This window comes from Moorena sp. SIO3H5 (assembly GCF_010692395.1).
Lineage (GTDB): Bacteria > Cyanobacteriota > Cyanobacteriia > Cyanobacteriales > Coleofasciculaceae > Moorena.
Genome location: NZ_JAAHHS010000008.1, coordinates 1 through 20,799 on the forward strand (window position 1 = coordinate 1; position 20,799 = coordinate 20,799).

Consider the following 20,799-nt stretch of genomic DNA (forward strand, 5'->3'; position numbering starts at 1 on the left):
TCCGGCATCCAGACGGGTGTAGAGGGCATCTTTACCGGTAAAGCTGGAGACAAACGCTAAACGTACCCGGTCTTGGAACACGACTTGGTTGTCACTGTCTTCACCAAAGGCGTTGGCAATGGAGAAGACCACTTCCCCTTCTAGCTTGGTGGTGGTAGAAAACTGATGGTCTTCTAAAAATGCCACCCGTCCTTCTAAGTTATCGACTCGTGCACCGAGAGTAGCCAATTCTGATTCAAACTCCTGAATCAGCCTTTGCAGGGTTTCTAAGTCTTCACGAGTGATAAAGTCTGCGGTAGACGCAGCAATTAAACGCTCAATTTGGTTCAAGCAAGCATTTAAACCAGCGGCAAATTCATACCGGGTTGTGGCGCGATTCCCCCGAAACGTGCGATTGGGATATCCTGCAATACAACCGTAGCGCTCTACCAAACTGCGTAGTGCTTCATAAGCCCAGTCTCCAGGAGAGACATCACGCAGTTGGGAAACACTGGTGACTTGACCCATAGAAGCTGAGTCTTGTTTACTCTGTTTGATCAGTTTATCAACCGACACCTGCTTGGATTGTGCAGGCATTTGCGACCGGTTTACTGAATCAATGATTTCTGAAACCTCTTGTGCGATCGCTACCTCAGATGCTGCCCATTGGGATACCAACATCAATGGACTCATCAGCAACATCGTGCGTAATTGTTTATTCATTGTTCTCACTCACACCTGTCATCAGTCTAATGGATGAAAGTAACAAAGCTCTGCCCCAATGTTTGTAGTCATTGATACAAAATATTACTTATAGAGTTGACTGTTGACAGTATGCTGTCAGCACCTAGGCACAACTATATTGGCAAACTAATTACAAACTCGGCTCCCTTACCAGGTTCTGAAGCCACCTCAATTTTCCCTCGATGCTGGGTAATAATTTGGTAGCTAATGGCGAGTCCCAAGCCAGTGCCCTTACCTGGCTCTTTGGTAGTGAAAAATGGGTCAAATATCTGGTCTTTAATTGCTGCGGGAATCCCAGGGCCATTGTCAGCGATTCGAATAACTACCCAGTTTTGGTCAACTAGCTCGGTTTGAATCCGAATGGTGAAGACTGAGAATGGGCAAGATTCGACACTCTTGTGTTCTATGGCATCAAGGGCATTTTCCAAGATATTCATAAATACCTGATTCAGTTGAGCTGGGTAGCAATCCACCAAAGGTAAATCCCCATACTGCTTGATCACCTCAATCCCTGGATTGAGGCGGTTGCTGAACAGAACCAGGGTATTGTCAATTCCTTCATGGATGTTAACCGGTTTGATCTTGGCTTCATCCAATCGGGAAAAATTCCTCATCGAAAGCACAATTTCACGAATGCGCTCAGCTCCCCCTTTCATGGAAGCGATGATTTTAGGCAAGTCTTGGGCCAAAAATTCCAGATCAATCTCTTCGAGCTGATTTTGAATCTCTGGGTCAGGGTTGGGATAATACTGCTGATAGAGTTCGACCAGAGAGAGTAAATCCTCAATATAATCACTGGCAAAGAACAGATTGCCGTAGATAAAGTTTATGGGATTGTTCATTTCATGGGCAATACCAGCAACCATAGTACCCAAACTGGACATTTTTTCGTTTTGAATCAGCTGGATTTCCGTTTGCTGGAGTTCCTGGGTGTAGTCAGCCATACCGTGAATCAGCTGATTGAGAGAAGTGGCTAAGACACCTACTTCATCTTGGGTCGTTACTGGTGCTTGTAGGGTAAAGTTAGACTCCTGTTTGACCTGTTCGGTGATCTCAGTCAGGCTTTTGATTCGCTGTGCGATCGCATTACTGGTATGAATAGCTAATAGGATTGCGATCGCAACTGAGGCGATCATACTGCTGTAGATGATCCCATTGCAGCACTGCTCAGCACGCTTAAGGGCGCTCAAGGCTTCCGTCTGTTTGACTTGAGCTGCTGTAATCAGCTGGTCTGACTTCTCAAAAAAGCTTTCTAGGGCAGTGGTTAATTCAGGATTGTTCTGTTCCAACAGTTGCTTTTGGGCAAGTTTAAGCGCATCTAAGGGTAAGTTTCCAGACTCGATTTCCGACAACAGGGATTGAATCAGAGTCTTGTAGGAATCAATAATGATGGTATTGGTCTTCAGTAAATCCAGTAACTGATCGGTATTCGTATGAGAACAGGTCTCAAACTCTGTGACAAACCCTTCCGCTTCCAACAGCAGTTGCTGAGCTTGGTCAATTTTGTCTTGAACCAGCTGTAGGTCTTCCAAAGGAACAGCAACCCCACCTAAGTAGGGATAGGAAGGTAGGTCTAAAATCGCGATTTGTAAATTTTTCAGGAGATTTTCTTGTTTTTGGGCACCAGTGAGTTCAGCTAGTGCTGCCTTTTGATAATGCTGGCCAATCCCTAATCCAGTGGTTGTTCCCAAAATTGCCAAACTAATGGAGAGTGCATAGCCAACAAAAACTTTCTGCCTAATGCTTGCACTGGCTAGGAATTGATTGATCCTCCTGATTCTGGATGCCCGTGAGTTAGTGTGACATCCAGTGTGAAATCCTTGGAAATTCTCCCCTGACAAAGCTTAAATCTCGCCAAATGTTAGCCGATTAGTCGAAGCGTGTTTATTAATACATCAACTTTAGGTGCGACCGGTGATGGTGAGCAATCCCTTGACCGTAGGTCACGCGGGGCGCGTTCGCCATCACGGAAAGCGCACCTAATGGTCAATCTGTACACTGAGTTACAAGACAACAGCCTACAAGACAACCATAAGTGTATAAGTTGATTAATAAAACATGAATAGGTGATGCCTAATGACTTTAACATGCTATTTTTAGGCAAAACTATGCTTTTTTCGAGGTTATTTAACCATAGTAACAGATCCTGGCTTCGATTGCTCTCTCTTGCTTTTGTAAGGGAGGTTTTGCTTATCCAGACTGTAAAGAGTTCATTAACAGAATGTGAATAATTAATGCTCACCATGGGTATATCTGATCAAAAAAAATGTTAAAAAATGTCAATTTTTCATGAACTGATCGAAAGTTTAGGTTTTTTGTATCCTAATTAACAGTTTACTTGCAATCGTAGGTCTAATATCACACCCTAGCTTCGCAATTTTTTCAATGAGGCTACAAATAAATTCGGTAGAGGATGGTACGAAAGTATGGTAAGTGGATTAGGACGACGTAAATTTCTGCTTTATAGCTCGGCGGCATTGGGAACCAGTCTTCTGTTGAAGGCTTGCGCTGATGGTGAAACCTCGGCTACTTCAGGTGCTAGTGGTGGGGAAGACACGATCAAAGTGGGTATTCTCCACTCCCTGACCGGCACCATGGCAATTAGTGAGACTACTGTGGTGGAAGCTGAAAAGCTTGCCATTAAGGAGATTAATGAAGCTGGGGGAGTATTAGGCAAGAAAATTGAGCCTATTGTTGAAGATGGTGCGTCTGACTGGCCAACCTTTGCTGAGAAAGCTGCCAAACTGATTGATAAGGATCAAGTCGCTACTATTTTTGGTTGCTGGACATCCGCTAGCCGTAAGGCTGTGCTACCAGTGTTTGAATCCAAAGACCATATGCTGTGGTATCCTGTGCAATACGAAGGGCAGGAATGTTCCAAGAATATTTTCTACACAGGTGCTGCACCAAATCAGCAGATTGAGCCAGCAGTAGAGTGGTTGCTGAAAAACAAGGGCAAAAAGTTTTTCTTAGTGGGCTCGGACTATGTTTTCCCTCGCACCGCTAACACGATTATTAAGGAGCAACTCAAAGCCCTGGGTGGAGAGACCGTGGGCGAGGATTACCTTCCCCTTGGTAATACAGAAGTTACCCCGATCATTTCTAAGATTAAAGCTGCACTACCAGATGGTGGGGTGATCTTCAACAGTCTCAATGGGGATAGTAACGTCGCCTTCTTCAAACAACTCAAAGGTGCTGGACTTACTCCAGATAAATATCCCACTATGTCGGTGAGTATTGCAGAAGAGGAAGTCCGACAGATTGGTCCAGAATTTCTAATTGGTCAGTACGCCGCCTGGAACTACTTCCAATCCGTCGATAGCCTTGACAATAAGCAGTTTGTGGAAGCCTTCAAAGCCGAGTATGGCGAAGACCGGGTAACTAACGACCCCATGGAAGCCGCTTACATTATGGTTTACCTATGGAAGCAGGCGGTAGAGCAAGCTGGAACTACTGACCTAGAGCCTGTGCGCAAAGCTGCTATCGGTCAAAAATTTGGCGCACCAGAAGGACCAGTAGAGATGTATCCGAATCATCACATTTCCAAGACAGTGCGCATTGGTGAAATCCAAGCCGATGGTCAGTTCAAAATTGTCTCATCCACTCCTAAACCTGTTGCTCCCATCCCCTGGAATCAATATGTAGCGGAAACTAAAGGGTATGGGTGCGACTGGAGCGATCCCAATAAGGGAGGAAAGTACAAAAAGGAGAAAGCATAAGTTATCAAGGATGAATTATGACCTATGAAGTAAACTACTTAGCATTTAAAATTGAGTTTTGTTAGTTGAGTGTTGAGTGCTTAATGTAAACTTCAAAAACAGAAAAATTAAGTAGTTTTAACCATTCATAATTCATCCTAAATAATTCATAATTTATCCTTCATAATTCAGAGTTAATTATTAAATTGTGCTGCCACTTCTAGAAGGAATTTTTAACGGGATTAGTATTGGCTCCGTGCTACTGATTGCTGCCCTAGGACTAGCTGTTGTCTTTGGACTGATGGGGGTGATTAATCTTGCTCACGGCGAGTTAATGATGTTGGGCGCTTATACAACCTATGTTGTCCAAAATACCTTTAAAGCCTTTTTGGGCGATTCGTTGTTTAATGTCTATATCTTATTTGCCCTGCCCATGGCTTTTCTGGTGGCAGCGTTGGTAGGACTGGTATTGGAGAAGGGGGTCATTCGTTATCTATATGGGCGACCGTTGGAAACCCTTCTCGCTACTTGGGGGGTAAGTTTGATATTGCGGCAGTTTGTCCGCAGCGTAAATTGGGTATTGGTGATTGGCATTGCGGTATTTTGCCTGCTGTTTTTTGGGTCAAGGTGGGTGATAAGCCGTCGTTTAGATTGGCCGAGAATTCGCAATTGGGCGATCGCTTTGATGGTATTCTTATCTCTAGGAATTGCGATCGTAACCGGGGTGTTGTTAGGACAAACCGGTCAACGGGGAATTACTCGACCTTGGTTTAGTGCCAGAAATGTAGACGTGACTGCACCGGCATGGCTTCAAGGGGGGTTTCCGATTGGTAACTTCCAATTGCCCTATGCCCGGATCTTTATCATTATTTTGACGATTATTTGTCTATTGGGTACCTACTGGTTCTTAAATCGTTCCAGTTGGGGATTACGGATTAGAGCTGTCACCCAAAATCGCAGTATGAGTGCTTGCTTAGGTATCCCAACACAAAAGGTAGATGCCTTAACATTTGCCCTAGGTTCTGGTTTAGCTGGTGTAGCAGGTTGTGCGATTACATTACTAGGTTCTGTCGGTCCCAATACTGGTCAAAATTATATCGTCGATACCTTTATGGTAGTGGTGGTTGGCGGTGTCGGAAACTTATTCGGAAGCATAATAGCTGCCCTAGCAATTGGTACACTTACCTATCTGATTGGTTCGGGAAGCATAGCCTTTATGTTGATGCCAGTGGAGTTCCTTAAACCGGTAACGGACTTCTTTACCTTCTTTGCGACCACCAGTATGGCAAAAGTTATGGTCTTCGCTTTAATTATTACTTTTTTACAAGTGAGACCTTCAGGCATATTCCCACAAAAAGGACGCACGGCAGAATTATAGGTTTTGTATTTGGGTTGTGAACATATTATCAAAGGCAAGAGGCAAGAGGCAAGAGGCAAGAGTAACCCACCCCTAACCCCTCCCAGGAGGGGAAATAGATCTGGAGTTTATTGTCCAATAAAAAAACCATACAGGTTTACATCTCAAATATAAACGCTATTATAGTGTTTCTAATAGTAATGAGATTTTTATTCCTGTTCCCTGTTCTGAATTCTCTACTCCCGTCTTGATGCAGTCGCTCATGGGGGAAACCCCCAAGACCGCGCTGCATCGCTACTCCCTAATACCTAATACCTAATACCTAATACCTAATACCTAATACCTAATGCCTGCTCCCTGCTCCCTACTCCCTACTCCCTACTCCCTTTGCTAACATACCTCACCAAATTGAGAACTGCTATAGTTGCTATTTTCAGAAATTATGACCTATGTATCTAGAACAAAAGCTATTAAAAAGCAGCGGCGACGAAAGTTAATTATAGAAATAGTAGCAATCGTAGGAATTGCTCTAGTTTTCGCGTTATTAATGCCAGTGATATTGCCGGATTTTCGCCTCAAGCTGTTGGGGCGTTTTTTGTCATTATCTATTGTCGCGATTGGGATTGACCTGATTTGGGGGTATACCGGACTGCTGAGTCTAGGACATGGTATATTTTTTGCGTTGGGGGGCTATGCCTTTGCTATGCACCTCAAACTGCAATTACCAGAAGGAGAAATACCGGAATTCTTCACCCTTTATGGTGTAAAAGAACTGCCATTTTTCTGGCAGCCATTTTATTCGTTTCCTTTTACCCTAATTGCTATTGTTTTAATTCCCAGTATCGTGGCAGGATTGCTGGGTTATCTGGTATTTCGTAACCGGATTAAAGGGGTTTATTTTTCGATTTTGACCCAAGCCGCACTGCTGGTTTTATTCAATTTTTTCAATGGACAGCAAAAGCTAATTAATGGTACTAACGGGTTAAAAACTGATACCGAAACCCTGTTTGGGATGTTAGTAAGTTCCAAACAAGCTCAGTTAGCTTTCTATGAAATTAGTATCCTGTGTGTGGTTGTGATCTACTTATTGTCCCGTTGGTTAACCAGTGGACGCTTTGGTCGGTTGTTAATTGCCATACGGGATGATGAGAATCGGGTGCGTTTCTCTGGCTACGATCCTACTGGATTCAAAGTCTTGGTATTTGCGGTTTCTGGGGGAATCGCTGGAGTGGCTGGGGCGCTTTATACGGTACAATCAGGGATTGTTACCCCCAGCTATATGGAAGTAGCGTTTTCCATTGAGATGGTGATTTGGGTGGCTGTGGGAGGACGAGGAACTCTAGCCGGAGCAATTCTGGGTACTTTATTAGTCAGACTAGCTCAAACCTTGTTGAGTGAGCAATTTCCCGAAGTTTGGCTATTTTTCCAGGGCGCGCTGTTCCTAATTGTAGTGACAGTACTGCCTAATGGTATTGTCGGCTGGTTGCGAGACGAGGGCATTGAACAAATGCGATCGCTTTTTGGTGCCGAAAAACCAGTGATAACAACTTACCCCAGCCTAGAAAAAGACCCAGTAGTCCAACGGGAAAAAGAAGAGGTTGGTCGTTAAGCTGGTCTTGATTTCCATTGCATGGTTATGAGAACAAGGGAGCAGGGAGTAGGGAGCAGGGAGCAGGGGGATAGGGTTTGTTTTCTAGCAATTCTCTATGCCATGAGGTACAAAGGGATCCCCCTAAATCCCCCTTATCAAGGGGGACTTTGAGGTTGATAAGCGTACCTCATAAATCCTATAAACGCTACATAACTGAATAATATCCAATTTAAATGGACAACAGCTTAGTTATTATTCATTAGTTATTTCCCTCATTCGCGATTGCATCAAGACAATGATGTACACAGGATTTTTTCCCGATTCCCGATTCCCGATTCCCAATTCCCAATTCCCGATTCCCGATTCCCGATTCCCGATTCCCGATTCCCGATTCCCGATTCCCGATTCCCAATTCCCGATTCCCGATTCCCGATTCCCGATTCCCTACTCCCTACTCCCTACTCCCTATTCCCTAAAAACAATGAACTCTAAAATTCTTGAAATTGATAACTTAACTGTAAGTTTTGACGGCTTCAAAGCAATTAACCAGTTTAACTTTAGTATGGATGCTGGGGAATTGCGAGTGATGATTGGTCCTAATGGTGCTGGTAAAACTACGTTTCTGGATGTAGTGACTGGGAAAGTACAGCCCACGGAGGGACGGGTGTTGTTTAAAGGAAGGGATTTGCGAGGCTTATCTGAACACCAAATCTCTCGCTTCGGGATTGGTCGAAAATTTCAGACACCACGAGTCTACCTAAATCTAACTGTTCGGGAAAATTTAGATTTAGCCTGCAATCGTGATAAAAATGTGTTTTCTACCCTGTTTGGACGTACATTACCGGGGGAAAAACGGACAGTAGCGGGTTTGCTGCAAACCATTGGGTTAGTGGAAAAAGCGAATTTACTGGCCGAGTTACTCTCCCATGGCGAAAAACAGCGGTTAGAGATTGGGATGTTAGTGGCTCAGGCTCCGGATTTATTACTAGTAGATGAACCCGTTGCTGGTTTAACCGATGAAGAGACAGAAAATGTCGGAGATTTGCTGTTAGCTCTAGCCAAGAGTCATTCCATTATTGTGATTGAACACGATATGGAATTCGTGCGCCAGATTGCTCGTCAAGTAACCGTGTTACATCAGGGGTCAGTGTTGTGTGAAGGCACAATGGATCAAGTCCAAAATGACCCCAGGGTGATTGAAGTGTATTTAGGAGAAAAGCCATCGATTACAGCAGAGCAAATGAAAATGCTACGGATTGTGTCTGCTATGGCTTGGTCTGATGGTGATCTGGCACCAGAAGAAATTGATGTGATGATATCTCGCTTTAGCCAAGTGTTTGCGACAGATGCCGAACAACAGCAAGAATTACAACAAGAGTTACAGAATTATTTAGCACTTAATGTTTCCATCGATGAGTTGACTACTGAAATAGAAAGTATTGAAGAACGAAAACTAATCGTAAAGCTGGCTTATGAAGTGATTAAATCAAGTTCCCGTACACCTACCGAACCAAAGATTAACGATGCTGAAGCAGCGGCTTACCGAAACTTAGTGAAGCTGTTGGATCTGCCAGCAGAAGTGGTAAAAAGCTTGGAAGCAGAAGTAGGAAATTGATAGTGTGAAGGGTGAAGTGTTATGGCATTTAAGGCAATAGGCAATAGGCAATAGGCAAGAGGAACCCACCCCTAACCCCTCCCAGGAGGGGAAGGCAATAGGCAAGAGTTAATGCAATATATCGGGATTTTTGCGATTCCCGATTCCCGATTCCCGATTCCCGATTCCCGATTCCCAATTCTAAATTCTAAATTCCCAATTCTAAATTCTAAATTCTAAAAAACTCTTATGTTGCAAATTTCTAATTTAAATGTCTACTACGGTGAAAGCCATATTCTCAGAAATGTAGATTTGAATGTACCAGCAGGACAAATGGTTTGCCTGATTGGACGGAATGGTGTGGGTAAAACTACTCTACTAAAAACGATTATGGGATTACTGAAACCCCGCACTGGCACTATTACCTTTGCTGGTCAACCGCTTAGCAAACTATCTACCGATAAACGAGCCAGATTAGGGATTGGCTATGTTCCCCAGGGGAGGGAGATTATCCCTCGGGTAACGGTGAAAGAGAATTTGTTGCTGGGTTTAGAAGCACGTCGAGGGGGTAGAAAGGCTGAAGACGACATCCTAGACACTATCTTTGAGCTGTTTCCGGTCTTAAAATCAATGTTGTCCCGGATGGGTGGTGACTTGAGTGGTGGACAACAGCAACAATTAGCGATCGCACGGGCATTAATGGGACGTCCTCAGTTATTAGTGTTAGACGAACCCACGGAAGGGATTCAACCGTCGATTATTTTGGAAATTGAAGCGGCTGTGCGCCGGATTATTAAAACTACTGGGATTTCTGTGCTCTTAGTCGAGCAGCATCTACATTTTGTCCGACAAGCTGACCGCTACTATGCCATGCAGAAGGGTGGAATTGTGGCATCAGGGGCGACTAGTGAACTGAGTCAGGATGTGATTCAGCAATTCTTAGCGGTTTGAATCGGCGTAAGCATTCAGCTATCAGGTATCAGCTATCAGCTAATGCGCTACGCGCACGCTACGGAAGGTTTATTTTAAGCTGACGGCTGACAGCTGACGGCTGAAAGCTGATGTTCATCTCGCGCTCTAGATCGTCAAAGTCAACAGCAAAGACATCAATTTGTTCCCGGGATAGGGCGGCAAGAAAGTCCCTACGGTTTAACCCAGCGACGGAGGCTGCTTTTTCCATCGAGATTTCTCGCTTTTGATACCAGTAGATAGCAGCAGCAAGCCGCATTTCCTGCACAAATTCTTCTGGGGGAAGGCGACGGGCACTAAAAACCTCTTCAGGTAAGTTAATTGTGACTTCTGACATTAGTTATGTGCTAAAATTTGCTATTATTGAAAGGGTGCATCTCATTTTTGCCGTTTGACCAGATGGTGCGTTACGGGAGGGATTATCCTAACACTACAATCATGGCTCCCCCGTCCCTAACGCAGCCTACGAACTTGATAAGTATAGCAGTTTTTAGTTTAATGAGGTACACAGGTTTTTTTCCCTCTTGCCTCTTGCCTCTTGCCTCTTGCCTCTTGCCTCTTGCCTTTTACCTGCTCCCTGCTCCCTGCTCCCTGCTCCCTGCTCCCTACTCCCTACTCCCTAAAAAAATGTACCTCACCTAATTTAAAACCGCTATAATTGAATAAAAATGGCTGTACCAGAACGTTTTGTTAAGAGAATAAAAGAAGCAAAAGAGCAGCAGCTTAAACAGTTAGATTTAAGCGGTTCTATTTTTGGTGACGATGGTGACCAGTTAACTAAAATTCCAACTGAAGTTTTTAATTTATCACAGTTAAAAGTATTGATTTTAAGCGGAAATAAATTAACAACAATCCCAGATTTTTTCACCAAAATACCAAATTTAACCCAGCTTAATTTAAGCTTGAATAAATTAACAACATTCCCAGAATCAATCGGAAAACTAACTAAATTAACCGAGCTTAATTTATACAAAAATCAATTAACAACAGTCCCAACATATCTCACTAATATTACCAATTTAACCAAGCTTAATTTATACAAAAATCAATTAACAGCAGTCCCAGAATCCCTCACCAATATTACCAATTTAACTGAGCTTATTTTGGGCGAAAATCAATTAACAACAGTCCCAGAATCCATTGGAAAACTTACTAACTTAACCGAGCTTAATTTAAGGGAAAATCAATTAACAACAGTTCCAGAATCCATCGGAAAGCTTACCAACTTAACCAAGCTTAATTTAAGGGAAAATCAATTAACAACAGTTCCAGAATCCATCGGAAAGCTTACTAACTTAACCAAGCTTGATTTAAGCGGAAATCAATTAACAACAGTCCCAGAATCCATCGGAAAGCTTACCAACTTAACCCTGCTTGATTTAAGGGAAAATAACTTAACAACAGTCCCAGAATACCTCACCAAGCTTACCAACTTAACCAAGCTTGATTTAAGGGGAAATCCCCTTGAAACTCCACCAATAGAAATTGCAGAAAATGGTATTGAAGCAATCAGAGCTTATTTCCGACAACTGAAAGAAGGAAAAGATTATATCTATGAAGCAAAACTCCTGATTGTCGGTGAAGCAGGTGCTGGAAAAACAACACTAGCCAAAAAGATAGAAAACCCAGACTATAAACTACATAAAAACGAAGAATCTACAGAAGGAATTGACATTATCCAATGGGAATTTCCACTGGATAACGGTCGAGACTTTCGGGTTAATATCTGGGACTTTGGGGGACAAGAAATTTATCACGCCACCCATCAATTCTTCCTGACCAAACGTTCCCTTTACACCCTAGTAGCAGATACAAGGAAAGAAGACACAGACTTCTACTACTGGCTTAATATAGTAGAACTATTAAGCGACAACAGTCCTCTTTTAATTATCAAGAATGAGAAACAAGATCGTCATAGAGAAATAAACGAGCGCGCCTTACGGGGACAGTTTACCAATTTGAAAGAAACCCTAGCAACAAACCTAGCTACTAAGCGATGTTTAGAGGATATTATTCCCAAAATTAAATTTTATATTAGCAACCTCCCCCACATCAAAAAAGCAGCTTTACCTAGAACATGGAAACAAGTCAGAGACGCTTTAGAAGAAGATAGCCGTAATCACATCAGTCTGGATGAATATCTAACGATCTGTTCAAACAATGGGTTTACTTTATACGACGATAAATTACAGTTAAGCGGGTACCTACACGATCTGGGAGTGTGTTTGCATTTTCAAGATGACCCTCTATTAAAGAAAACGGTGATTCTCAAACCGGAATGGGGTACTTATGCTGTATATAAAGTGCTGGATAACGATGACGTTATTCGCAATCTAGGTTGCTTTAACCGCGCTGATTTAGAAAAAATTTGGTCTGAAGAAAACTATGCTTATATGCACGCTGAACTGCTACAATTGATGATCAAGTTTCAACTTTGCTATCCAATCCCTGGGAGGAAAGATAGCTACATCGCGCCACAACTACTAACTTTAAATCAACCTGAGTATGATTGGGATGAATCTGATAATCTAATTCTCCGCTATACCTATGAATTCATGCCCAAAGGTATTATAACTCGGTTTATTGTGGTAATTCATAAGTGGATTGACCAGCAGCAATATGTCTGGAAAAGTGGGGTTATCTTAAACAAAGATAACACCAAAGCAGAAGTAATTGAATATTACGAACAGCGAGAAATTAAAATTAGAGTTACTGGTAGACATAAACGAGACTTGTTGACTACTGTTACTTACGAACTAGATCAGATCCATGATTCTTATAACCGATTGAGGTGTAGTAAGTTAATCCCCTGTAATTGTTCTAGTTGTAAAAACAGTCAAAAACCTCATTTTTATCAATTTGATAAATTAAAAGAGCGGATTGGTTATGGTAAGGATACCATTGAATGTGGTAGTCCTCCCTATAATACAGTTAAGGTATTACGTTTAATTGATGATGTGATAGGTTTAAATCAGTTCAATAAAGATGAACAACCAGATATATATCGACAGCTAAACAAAGCTGATAGATCTATTACTATTAATATTGATGCTACAGGGAGTAAAACTATGTCTGAAAAAAACGAATTCAAGGTTGGGGACGGGAGTACGGTAATAGGAGCAGGAGGTAAAGAGTCTAACAACAAGAATTTAAAAGTTACCGTCAATGAGTCACCCACAGAGAAGAAATGGAATCTCTCCAATACAATTGCTCTGATGAGTTTAGTTGTAGGATTAGGGGCATGGCTGTTTAGCGGACTTCTTAATGACAAGGTAATGGAATGGTTTAGTCCAGAGCCAGCAACACAACAAGAGCAACAATAGCAATTTACGACTTGTGAGGTACAAATTTATGGGTTTTAGGGAGCAGGGAGCAGGGAGCAGGGAGCAGGGAAGAGGGAAGAGGGAAGAGGCAATGGTCAAACAATTCTGTGTACCTCATGAGTCCTAGAAACGCTAGAGATTAATAGTAGAGTGGGCAGTGTCTAGCAAGGGACTTTTTAAGGTGATCTGTATTCAGCACTGCCCACCCTACATTAGCTAGATGAATCGTCCGGTGGGCAGTGTCTAGTAACGGACTTTTTAAGGTGATCTCTATTCAGCACTGCCCACCCTACATCAGCTAGATGAATCGTCCGGTGGGCAGTGTCTAGTAAGGGGCTTTTTAAGGTGTTTTCTATTCAGCACTGCCCACCCTACATCAGCTAGATGAATCGTCCGGTGGGCAGTGTCTAGTAACGGACTTTTTAAGGTGATCTCTATTCAGCACTGCCCACCCTACATCAGCTGTCCGCTAAAGATATCTAGTCCTAGAATGATCCTCTTCTAAATCCACGCTTACCTCGACGTGAGCCCATTTCTTGACGAATTTGTTGGCGCTGTTCGTCGGTGAGAATACCCATCATCTCTTCCCGTGCTGACTTTTTAATCTCCCGGATTTCGCCTCGCTGCTCTTGAGAGAGATTCATACTTTCCATCTCTTCTCGTACTGACTTTTTAATTTCGCGGATTTCCTCTCGCTGCTCTTGGGAAAGATTCGTAGCCTCTTTTGCCTCTCGTAGTTGACCGCGTAGTGTTTTTATAGTTTCAAATTGCTCTTGTTGCTGGGGAGTGAGAATATCTTCAATTTCAGAGTATGTATTGTTACGGATGTTGTCAATCTGCTGTTCCTGCTGGTCAGTGAGGTTAAGCTTGGAGAAAGATCGATGCATTTTTTGGGCATTAGCTGCCATGGGAAAACTAGTGAGGGTAATGGCTGCAAGACCTGCAAGTAGAGAAAAGTGCTTGATGTTCATGGTGTTCACCCTTTAGCTATTTCTAAGTGTTTGATGTAACCTGATTTCTGTTTGATGTCTCTATCCTAAAAACAGGGAGGGTGAAACAACATGAGGCAATAGACCTGAATTGTTCTAGGACTTTAGTCCTGGGCTAGATCTGACCAATGGGTCTTGCATTACCTTTGATCCATGGATTATGGTGACCAGAGAAAAATACTACCGCTGTTGCCTCTCGATACCATTGAGCGAGAATGCGAACGCACTGTGTGACTATAGCACTACGGATTAAAGTTAGGACATTGATACCAGCAGCTGAGCTGTTTTAGTAAACTCTTGCCTCTTGCCTCTTGCCTCTTGCCTTTTGCCTCTTGCCTTTTGCCATCTCCCCATCTCCCCACACTTTCCTTCTTCCTTATATATATAAGATCCACCCTGAGTGAGTCCTGTCCCCTTGATTAGACTTAGGGGTCGAAATTGCTTTCAGCTCAAGTGGGGCAAGGCTTTGCTCAATCTTGTTAACCCCTAGATCTAGGTCAGTTTTGTGAAGTTTTGTAAAAATAATCTTTGGTCGGCATAAAACTTAAGCTGACTCCGGACAAGTTTTTAGAAGCTAACAATAAAGGATTTATCAGTATGAGTACAAAAACTTATACAAGTAATATATCAAATTATGATTGTTGTCAAGACTAAATTGATGTTAGATCAAATCCAGTTAATCACTTCCTAAATTACTAATTACCTATTACCAATTTCGCTCAGATCATAATAGCTGACATTAAAACTATAAAGCTAAGTGGAGTTCGTTGAAGTGGATAAAAACATTTCCCCTGATCTAGAAACAACTGAGAATACTACTAAAAGCCAAGATAAATGGCATTCTCAACTGCAACAAAACCCGATTGCCATTGTCGGTATGGCAGCTTTGTTTCCTAACGCTAGAAATTTGCAGGAATATTGGGAAAATATTCTTGGCAAAGTTGATTGTATTACTGATGTTCCTAGTTCCCACTGGAATGTAGAAGACTATTATGACCCAGACCCTAAAACTCCTGACAAAACCTATGCTAAACGGGGTGGATTCCTACCAGATGTCAAGTTTGATCCTCTAGAATTTGGTCTGCCACCGGATACCCTCGAAGCCATTGATTCTGCTCAATTGCTTGGTCTGATGATGGCAAAAACAGCACTGGCAGATGCGGGCTATGACAAATCTCGGGAATTTAACCGGGAAACGACTGGAGTCATCCTCGGTGGCAGTGGGTTATGGAAAAGCATCACACCTCTGACGACTCGCTTACAGTACCCGGTTTGGGAAAAGGTTCTCAAAAGTACTGGCTTCTCCGATGAGGATACCCAAAAAATCATTGAGAAAATTAAATTAGCCTATGTGTCATGGGAAGAAAACTCGTTTCCTGGCATGTTAACCAATGTGGTTGCAGGACGAATTACTAACCGTCTGAACTTAGGGGGAACTAACTGTACCGTAGATGCAGCCTGTGCTAGCTCCCTGAGTGCCCTTAAAATGTCGATTAGCGAACTGTTGGAAGGTCGCTGTGACATGATGCTGACGGGAGGGTTTGACACCGACAACTCCATCCTCAACTACATGTGTTTCACCAAAACCCCTGCCTTTTCTAAAAAAGACTATTTGAATCCGTTCGATGCATCCTCCGATGGCATGATGGTGGGTGAAGGTTTAGGTATGTTGGTGATTAAACGGCTGGAGGATGCGGAACGGGATGGCGATCGCATTTATGCCGTCATCAAAGGTATTGGTACATCCAGTGATGGTCGATACAAGAGTATCTACGCTCCTCGTCCAGAAGGGCAAGTCAAAGCATTGCGTCGAGCCTATAAAGATGCAGGCTTTTCTCCCTCAACAGTTAGCTTGATGGAAGCCCATGGCACGGGAACCCCAGCCGGTGATTTCTGTGAATTTACCGCATTAAATGAAGTGTTTAGCGAGAATAACTCGAATAAACAACATATCGCCTTGGGAAGTGTTAAATCCCAAATTGGTCATACCAAGGCGGCGGCGGGGTCTGCGAGTCTGATTAAAACAGCACTAGCTCTGCATCAGAAGATTCTACCCCCGACGATTAATATCACTCAACCCAACCCCAAGTTTAACATTGATGAGTCTCCGTTTTACCTCAATACAGACGTGCAACCCTGGCTGCGGAAAGGCGATAACCCCAGACGGGCGGGTGTGAGTTCGTTTGGGTTTGGAGGTACTAATTTTCATATCGTCCTGGAAGAGTATACCAAAGCACAACCTGGTCCGTTTCGTATACACAAGACTCCTGGGTCAATTCTACTGTCGGCTAATACTCCAGAAGAGTTGTTAAGTCGATGTGAGGGTGTCATCGCCCAATTAGAATCAGAGACTGCTCTGGAGCACTATCAAGAACTGATTAACTCCTGTAAATCCTTAGTGGTTCCTGTGGATGCTGCTAGAGTGGGGTTTGTGGCGACATCGTTAACTGAAGCTTGCAACTTGCTCAAGCTGACGATAAAGATGCTGCAAACACAAGGGCAAGCAGAATCCTGGGAACATCCCCGTGGCATCTACTACCGCCAGACAGGTATTGCTTCTGAAGGCAAAGTGGTAGCTCTATTTCCTGGTCAGGGCTCTCAGTACCTGGAAATGGGTAAAAAACTGGCACTCAACTTCCCTCCAGTGCAAGATGCCTATAATGCTCTTGATGACCTGTTTATTAACGATGGTTTAAAACCCCTTTCTCAAGTTGTTTTCCCTTACCCTGGGTTTGAGAATAATCAAAAGGCAATTCAGACCGAGGTTCTACAGCGTACTGAAAATGCTCAACCGGCCATTGGTGCTTTCAGTGTGGGTCTGTATAAAATCCTGGAACAAGCTGGGTTTAAGCCGGATTTTGTGGCAGGACATAGCTTTGGAGAACTGACAGCGCTTTGGGCTGGTGGAGTATTAAGCGACGCAGATTACTTCTACCTAGTTAAAGCTCGGGGTCAAGCTATGGGTACTCCCCAGAATGTTAACGATTGTGATTCTGGCACCATGCTAGCGGTGAATGGGGATATCGCTAAGGTAGAACGAATCATCTCTGGTATGTCTTATCTGAAGATAGCCAATTATAATTCTCCGAATCAGGTCGTGCTATCTGGATCTAAGCCAGAAATTGCCACCTTACAACAAATTCTGACCAAACAAGGCTATTCGGTTAACCTATTACCCGTATCAGCCGCATTCCATACTCCGTTTGTCTCTTATGCCAGTCAACCTTTTGCTGAAGCCTTGCGGTCTGTTACGTTCAACAATCCTAAACTCTCAGTCTATGCCAATACCACTACTGAACCTTACCCCCATGACCCTGAGGCGATTCAAGAAATCCTAGAAACCCAGATGCTCAAGTCAGTGAGGTTTGAGCAAGAAATAGAAAATATCTACGCCAATGGTGGTTATTACTTTATCGAAATTGGACCGAGACGAATCCTCACCAATTTGGTCAAAAATACCCTAGGCGATCGCCCCCATATCGCTATCCCCCTCAATCCTAGTCGGGAAAAAGATAGTGATCTGCAACTGCGGCAAGCAGTGATGCAGTTACGGGTAGCGGGTTTACCTTTACAAAACCTAGATCCTTATCAACATGAGCCTATCCTTACCAAAACCAAAGGTACCAAACGGATGCAGGTGCCCTTAAGTGGCAGTAACTACATCAGTGAGAAGACCAAAGCTGCTTTTGAGCAAGCCTTGCAGGATGGATACCAGGTTAAGTCACAGGTTAAATCAATTGTCACTGAACCTGATTCTAAGTTGCTCTCAAACCTGTTATCTGAACAAACCGACGTGGAAACACACGGAAACGGACACACACACACACAGGTAAATGGCACAAGAGAGCTAATTACCTCTATCAATGCAACTGAGGATCAGACAACTCCTGTGGCTCAATCTCTGCCATCTGAAATGATAACGGTTAGCGAAAATGTAACTCCGTCGCCCTCGGCACCGAGTCTTGTCCAAGATACCCCAGAGCACACTCCTGATTTAGCCCAAGTGCTTTCCTTCGCTGAACCAACTGATACTCCAGATTTCACTCCAGATTTCACTCAAAATTTCAATCCTGTTGTTTCTATTATTGAATCAGAAGACATGTTACACACTACATCTCAAACCAACGGTAATAATGTTCAGCCTGTCGTAGGCAACAGTCTAGAAGCACTACTGAATCAATTTAGTCACCATCAATCAGAAATTCTGCGAGTGCATGAGCAGTATCTTAATAGTCAGGCACAGTGTGCTCAAATCTTTTTACAACTGATTCAGCAACAGTCTGGCAACTTAATCCTTAGCAAAACCAAACAGTCAGTGCAGTTGAAGCCAGTAAAGGCACCAGTTCAGCAACAACAACTTACTCCAATTACCTCTACCAACACTCAACAGTTGCCTCAACAACAGTTGCCTAAGCCGACTCCTGCTCCTGCTCCCACTCCCACCACTACTCCAGTGGTTGCTCAATTTCAAACTACCTCAGTCACTGAGCCAACCAAGCCAGTAACTCCTGTATCTATTCCTCAACCGCAACCTGTAGTAGCAGAAGTACCTCAGCAGCCTAAGGTTCGTCAAATTTCTGAGTATATTCAGGCTCGCACTCCCGAGACAGTGCCATCTCCAGCGGCTCCTGTAACACCTACCACTACGGAAACTGTCTCGTCACCTGAAGCCACTGAAGCCACTGCTGTATCAGAGTCTGCTCTGGCCGAGTCTTTGTTAAAAGTCGTCAGTGACAAGACTGGTTATCCCCCAGAAATGTTGGAACTAGAGATGGATTTAGAGGCAGATTTAGGGATTGACTCGATTAAACGGGTGGAAATTATGGGTTCAGTGCAGGATATCTACCCTGAACTGCCTAAAGTGAGTCCAGAGGCACTAGCAGAAAAGCGCACCCTTGGTGAGATTGTTGAGTACCTGGAAAGCCAAATGTCAATGGCTAAAAAAAAAATAGCCTAGCCAACCCGGTAGATCAGCAAGCCCTTCCTAATCACCCGATTCAACGTCGCCTTGTCAAACTGATGCCACTACCAACTCCTGATTTCTGGGAATTTCCCAAACCTCAGCGCCCTACTTGTTTACTGACCGATGACGGTTCCTTAACCACTAGCAGGCTAGTGCAACTCTTAATTCAACGAGGTTGGCAGGTAGTGGTCATCAGTTTACCTCAGTCTCTGGTCGCCCAACAGCCACCCCTACCCCCAGAAGTCAATCGTCTATTGCTGACAGAGTTGAGGGAGGAGTACTTGCAACAGCAATTGCAATTGGTTTTAGGGACTTATGGTTCCATTGAAGCCTTTATCCACCTACATCCTGTCACTCAAGAGCTCCATAATAACCGATTCTCCTATCTCAACGCTGAAAAGGCTATCCTCAAGTATGTGTTTCTGATGGCTAAGCACTTAAAGACATCACTAACTCAAGCAGCACATCACGGGCGTAGTTCTTTTCTGACCGCTGCTCATCTAGATGGTGAATTTGGACTAGGAGGAAAAATCGACTTTGGTGTGATTGGTGGTGGTCTGTTTGGCCTAACCAAAACTCTCAACTTAGAGTGGCAAGGGGTATTTTGCAGAGCTATTGACTTCAGTCCGGAGTTGGATGCGGAAACGACAGCACAAGCCGTCATCACTGAACTTTATGATCCCAATTCCCTGATCTTAGAGGTGGGATACAATTCCCAAGGACGGGTGACACTAGTATCTGAAACACCAATGGCTGCTTAGAGTTCTGAAACACTGATGGCTGTGCACGAGTATAGGTTTGGTAATAATCCGCAGAGGGTTTCCCTTCTGCGGATTAACTATATAGCAAAGGGAACAGGGAGCAGGGAGCAGGGAGCAGGGAGCAGGGAGCAGGGAATAGGGAGCAGGGAATAGGGAACAGGGAACAGGGAACAGGGAACAGGGAACAGGGAACAGGGAACAGGGAACAGGGAACAGGGAACAGGGAACAGGGAACAGGGAACAGGGAACAGGGAACAGGGAAGAGTTCGCCTGGAAATGAAACAGGCAAGATCCCTGTTCCACCAACATCTCCCCATCTCCCCATCTCCCCATCTCCCCATCTCCCCATCTCCCCATCTCCCCATCTCCCTATCTCCCTATCTCCTTCTAGATTCCCGATTCCCAAGGCATAGTGTTAATAATTGTAACAACCACCGCACTGTGCATAAAAGATAAAGCTTTCGCAGACAAGTATTTCATCCCCCAAGACCCCAGTGCTATGGTACGAGGTGGCCAAATTGTATCGGATGTGCGGGATATATCGGATCTATCCATAGTACGCGCCATACCGGAAGCATTTGATAGTAAACCAGAAACTAATACCAAAGCACCGATAGTGGAAGCTAATGCTTGGATTATTAATGAGGAAGGTAATGTGGAATTAGTCGCTGTTGTTAACTCCAACCAGGCGCTCGATTTCCTACGAGCCACTTGTGCGATTAAAGAGGATTAGATTTTAGATTTAGCTTGTAGGGTGGGCTTGCGACAATTTGGTGCCAATAATGATTAATGAGAGCGATGACTTTGCCCACCCTACTTTAACTGATTACT

16 protein-coding genes and 1 pseudogene are annotated in these 20,799 nt (G+C 43.7%); 11 read left to right on the forward strand and 6 right to left on the reverse strand.

Annotated features, from left to right (window positions below):
- A partial coding sequence (locus F6K52_RS02060) for an iron uptake porin (protein ID WP_293073329.1) occupies positions 1–702 on the reverse strand: 702 nt, incomplete at its 3' end.
- Positions 703–836: 134 nt separating this feature from the next.
- Positions 837–2,414 (reverse strand): ATP-binding protein, encoded by a 1,578-nt coding sequence (locus tag F6K52_RS02065; protein ID WP_293073336.1) that lies wholly within the window; start codon positions 2,412–2,414, stop codon positions 837–839.
- A 735-nt stretch (positions 2,415–3,149) separates the two neighbouring features.
- On the opposite strand from F6K52_RS02065, the gene urtA reads away from it, so the two are divergent.
- Entirely contained in the window at positions 3,150–4,442 is a 1,293-nt protein-coding gene (gene urtA, locus F6K52_RS02070; RefSeq protein WP_293073339.1) for an urea ABC transporter substrate-binding protein, read from the forward strand.
- A gap of 187 nt (positions 4,443–4,629) precedes the next feature.
- Complete coding sequence (locus tag F6K52_RS02075) at positions 4,630–5,799, forward strand: branched-chain amino acid ABC transporter permease (RefSeq protein ID WP_293073342.1); 1,170 nt, start codon at positions 4,630–4,632, stop codon at positions 5,797–5,799.
- Positions 5,800–5,935: 136 nt separating this feature from the next.
- Here the strand turns inward: F6K52_RS02075 and F6K52_RS02080 are convergent, their stop codons facing one another.
- A complete protein-coding gene (locus F6K52_RS02080; protein WP_293073345.1) occupies positions 5,936–6,070 on the reverse strand; it encodes a hypothetical protein in 135 nt (44 codons plus the stop codon).
- Between the two features lie 150 nt (positions 6,071–6,220).
- Between F6K52_RS02080 and urtC the strand changes: the two genes are divergently transcribed.
- The 4 genes and pseudogenes from urtC to urtE all read left to right on the forward strand — a co-directional run bounded on the left by urtC (position 6,221) and on the right by urtE (position 9,914).
- Positions 6,221–7,387 carry an urea ABC transporter permease subunit UrtC gene (gene urtC / locus F6K52_RS02085; RefSeq protein ID WP_293073347.1) on the forward strand — a complete coding sequence of 389 codons (1,167 nt, stop codon included), beginning with the start codon at positions 6,221–6,223 and terminating at the stop codon, positions 7,385–7,387.
- Between the two features lie 264 nt (positions 7,388–7,651).
- Complete coding sequence (locus F6K52_RS02090; protein ID WP_293073349.1) at positions 7,652–7,861, forward strand: hypothetical protein; 210 nt, start codon at positions 7,652–7,654, stop codon at positions 7,859–7,861.
- Positions 7,851–8,588 (forward strand): annotated as a pseudogene (gene urtD / locus F6K52_RS02095) (urea ABC transporter ATP-binding protein UrtD); the annotation flags it as partial. The gene F6K52_RS02090 and the pseudogene urtD, both read left to right, overlap by 11 nt.
- A 624-nt stretch (positions 8,589–9,212) precedes the next feature.
- Positions 9,213–9,914, forward strand: a complete 702-nt coding sequence (gene urtE, locus F6K52_RS02100; protein WP_293073351.1) for an urea ABC transporter ATP-binding subunit UrtE — start codon at positions 9,213–9,215, stop codon at positions 9,912–9,914.
- Between the two features lie 58 nt (positions 9,915–9,972).
- Here the strand turns inward: urtE and F6K52_RS02105 are convergent, their stop codons facing one another.
- Positions 9,973–10,269 (reverse strand): UPF0175 family protein, encoded by a 297-nt coding sequence (locus F6K52_RS02105; RefSeq protein WP_293073353.1) that lies wholly within the window; start codon positions 10,267–10,269, stop codon positions 9,973–9,975.
- Positions 10,270–10,430: 161 nt separating this feature from the next.
- On the opposite strand from F6K52_RS02105, the gene F6K52_RS02110 reads away from it, so the two are divergent.
- On the forward strand, positions 10,431–10,574 hold the full coding sequence (locus F6K52_RS02110; RefSeq protein ID WP_293073356.1) for a hypothetical protein: 144 nt from the start codon (positions 10,431–10,433) through the stop codon (positions 10,572–10,574).
- Between the two features lie 26 nt (positions 10,575–10,600).
- Entirely contained in the window at positions 10,601–13,255 is a 2,655-nt protein-coding gene (locus tag F6K52_RS02115; protein WP_293073359.1) for a COR domain-containing protein, read from the forward strand.
- A 485-nt stretch (positions 13,256–13,740) separates the two neighbouring features.
- On the opposite strand, the gene F6K52_RS02120 is transcribed toward F6K52_RS02115, so the two are convergent.
- Positions 13,741–14,226, reverse strand: a complete 486-nt coding sequence (locus tag F6K52_RS02120) for a hypothetical protein (RefSeq protein WP_293073362.1) — start codon at positions 14,224–14,226, stop codon at positions 13,741–13,743.
- Between the two features lie 790 nt (positions 14,227–15,016).
- Between F6K52_RS02120 and F6K52_RS02125 the strand changes: the two genes are divergently transcribed.
- Together F6K52_RS02125 and F6K52_RS02130 are read left to right on the forward strand one after the other, a co-directional pair.
- A complete protein-coding gene (locus F6K52_RS02125) occupies positions 15,017–19,201 on the forward strand; it encodes a beta-ketoacyl synthase N-terminal-like domain-containing protein (protein ID WP_293073365.1) in 4,185 nt (1,394 codons plus the stop codon).
- Between the two features lie 62 nt (positions 19,202–19,263).
- Positions 19,264–19,968, forward strand: coding sequence for a hypothetical protein (locus tag F6K52_RS02130; RefSeq protein WP_293073368.1), 705 nt, complete (start codon positions 19,264–19,266; stop codon positions 19,966–19,968).
- Positions 19,969–20,041: 73 nt separating this feature from the next.
- Here the strand turns inward: F6K52_RS02130 and F6K52_RS02135 are convergent, their stop codons facing one another.
- Positions 20,042–20,374, reverse strand: coding sequence for a hypothetical protein (locus F6K52_RS02135; protein ID WP_293073371.1), 333 nt, complete (start codon positions 20,372–20,374; stop codon positions 20,042–20,044).
- A 6-nt stretch (positions 20,375–20,380) separates the two neighbouring features.
- On the opposite strand from F6K52_RS02135, the gene F6K52_RS02140 reads away from it, so the two are divergent.
- Positions 20,381–20,701, forward strand: a complete 321-nt coding sequence (locus tag F6K52_RS02140) for a hypothetical protein (protein WP_293073374.1) — start codon at positions 20,381–20,383, stop codon at positions 20,699–20,701.
- Positions 20,702–20,799: the final 98 nt, after the last annotated feature.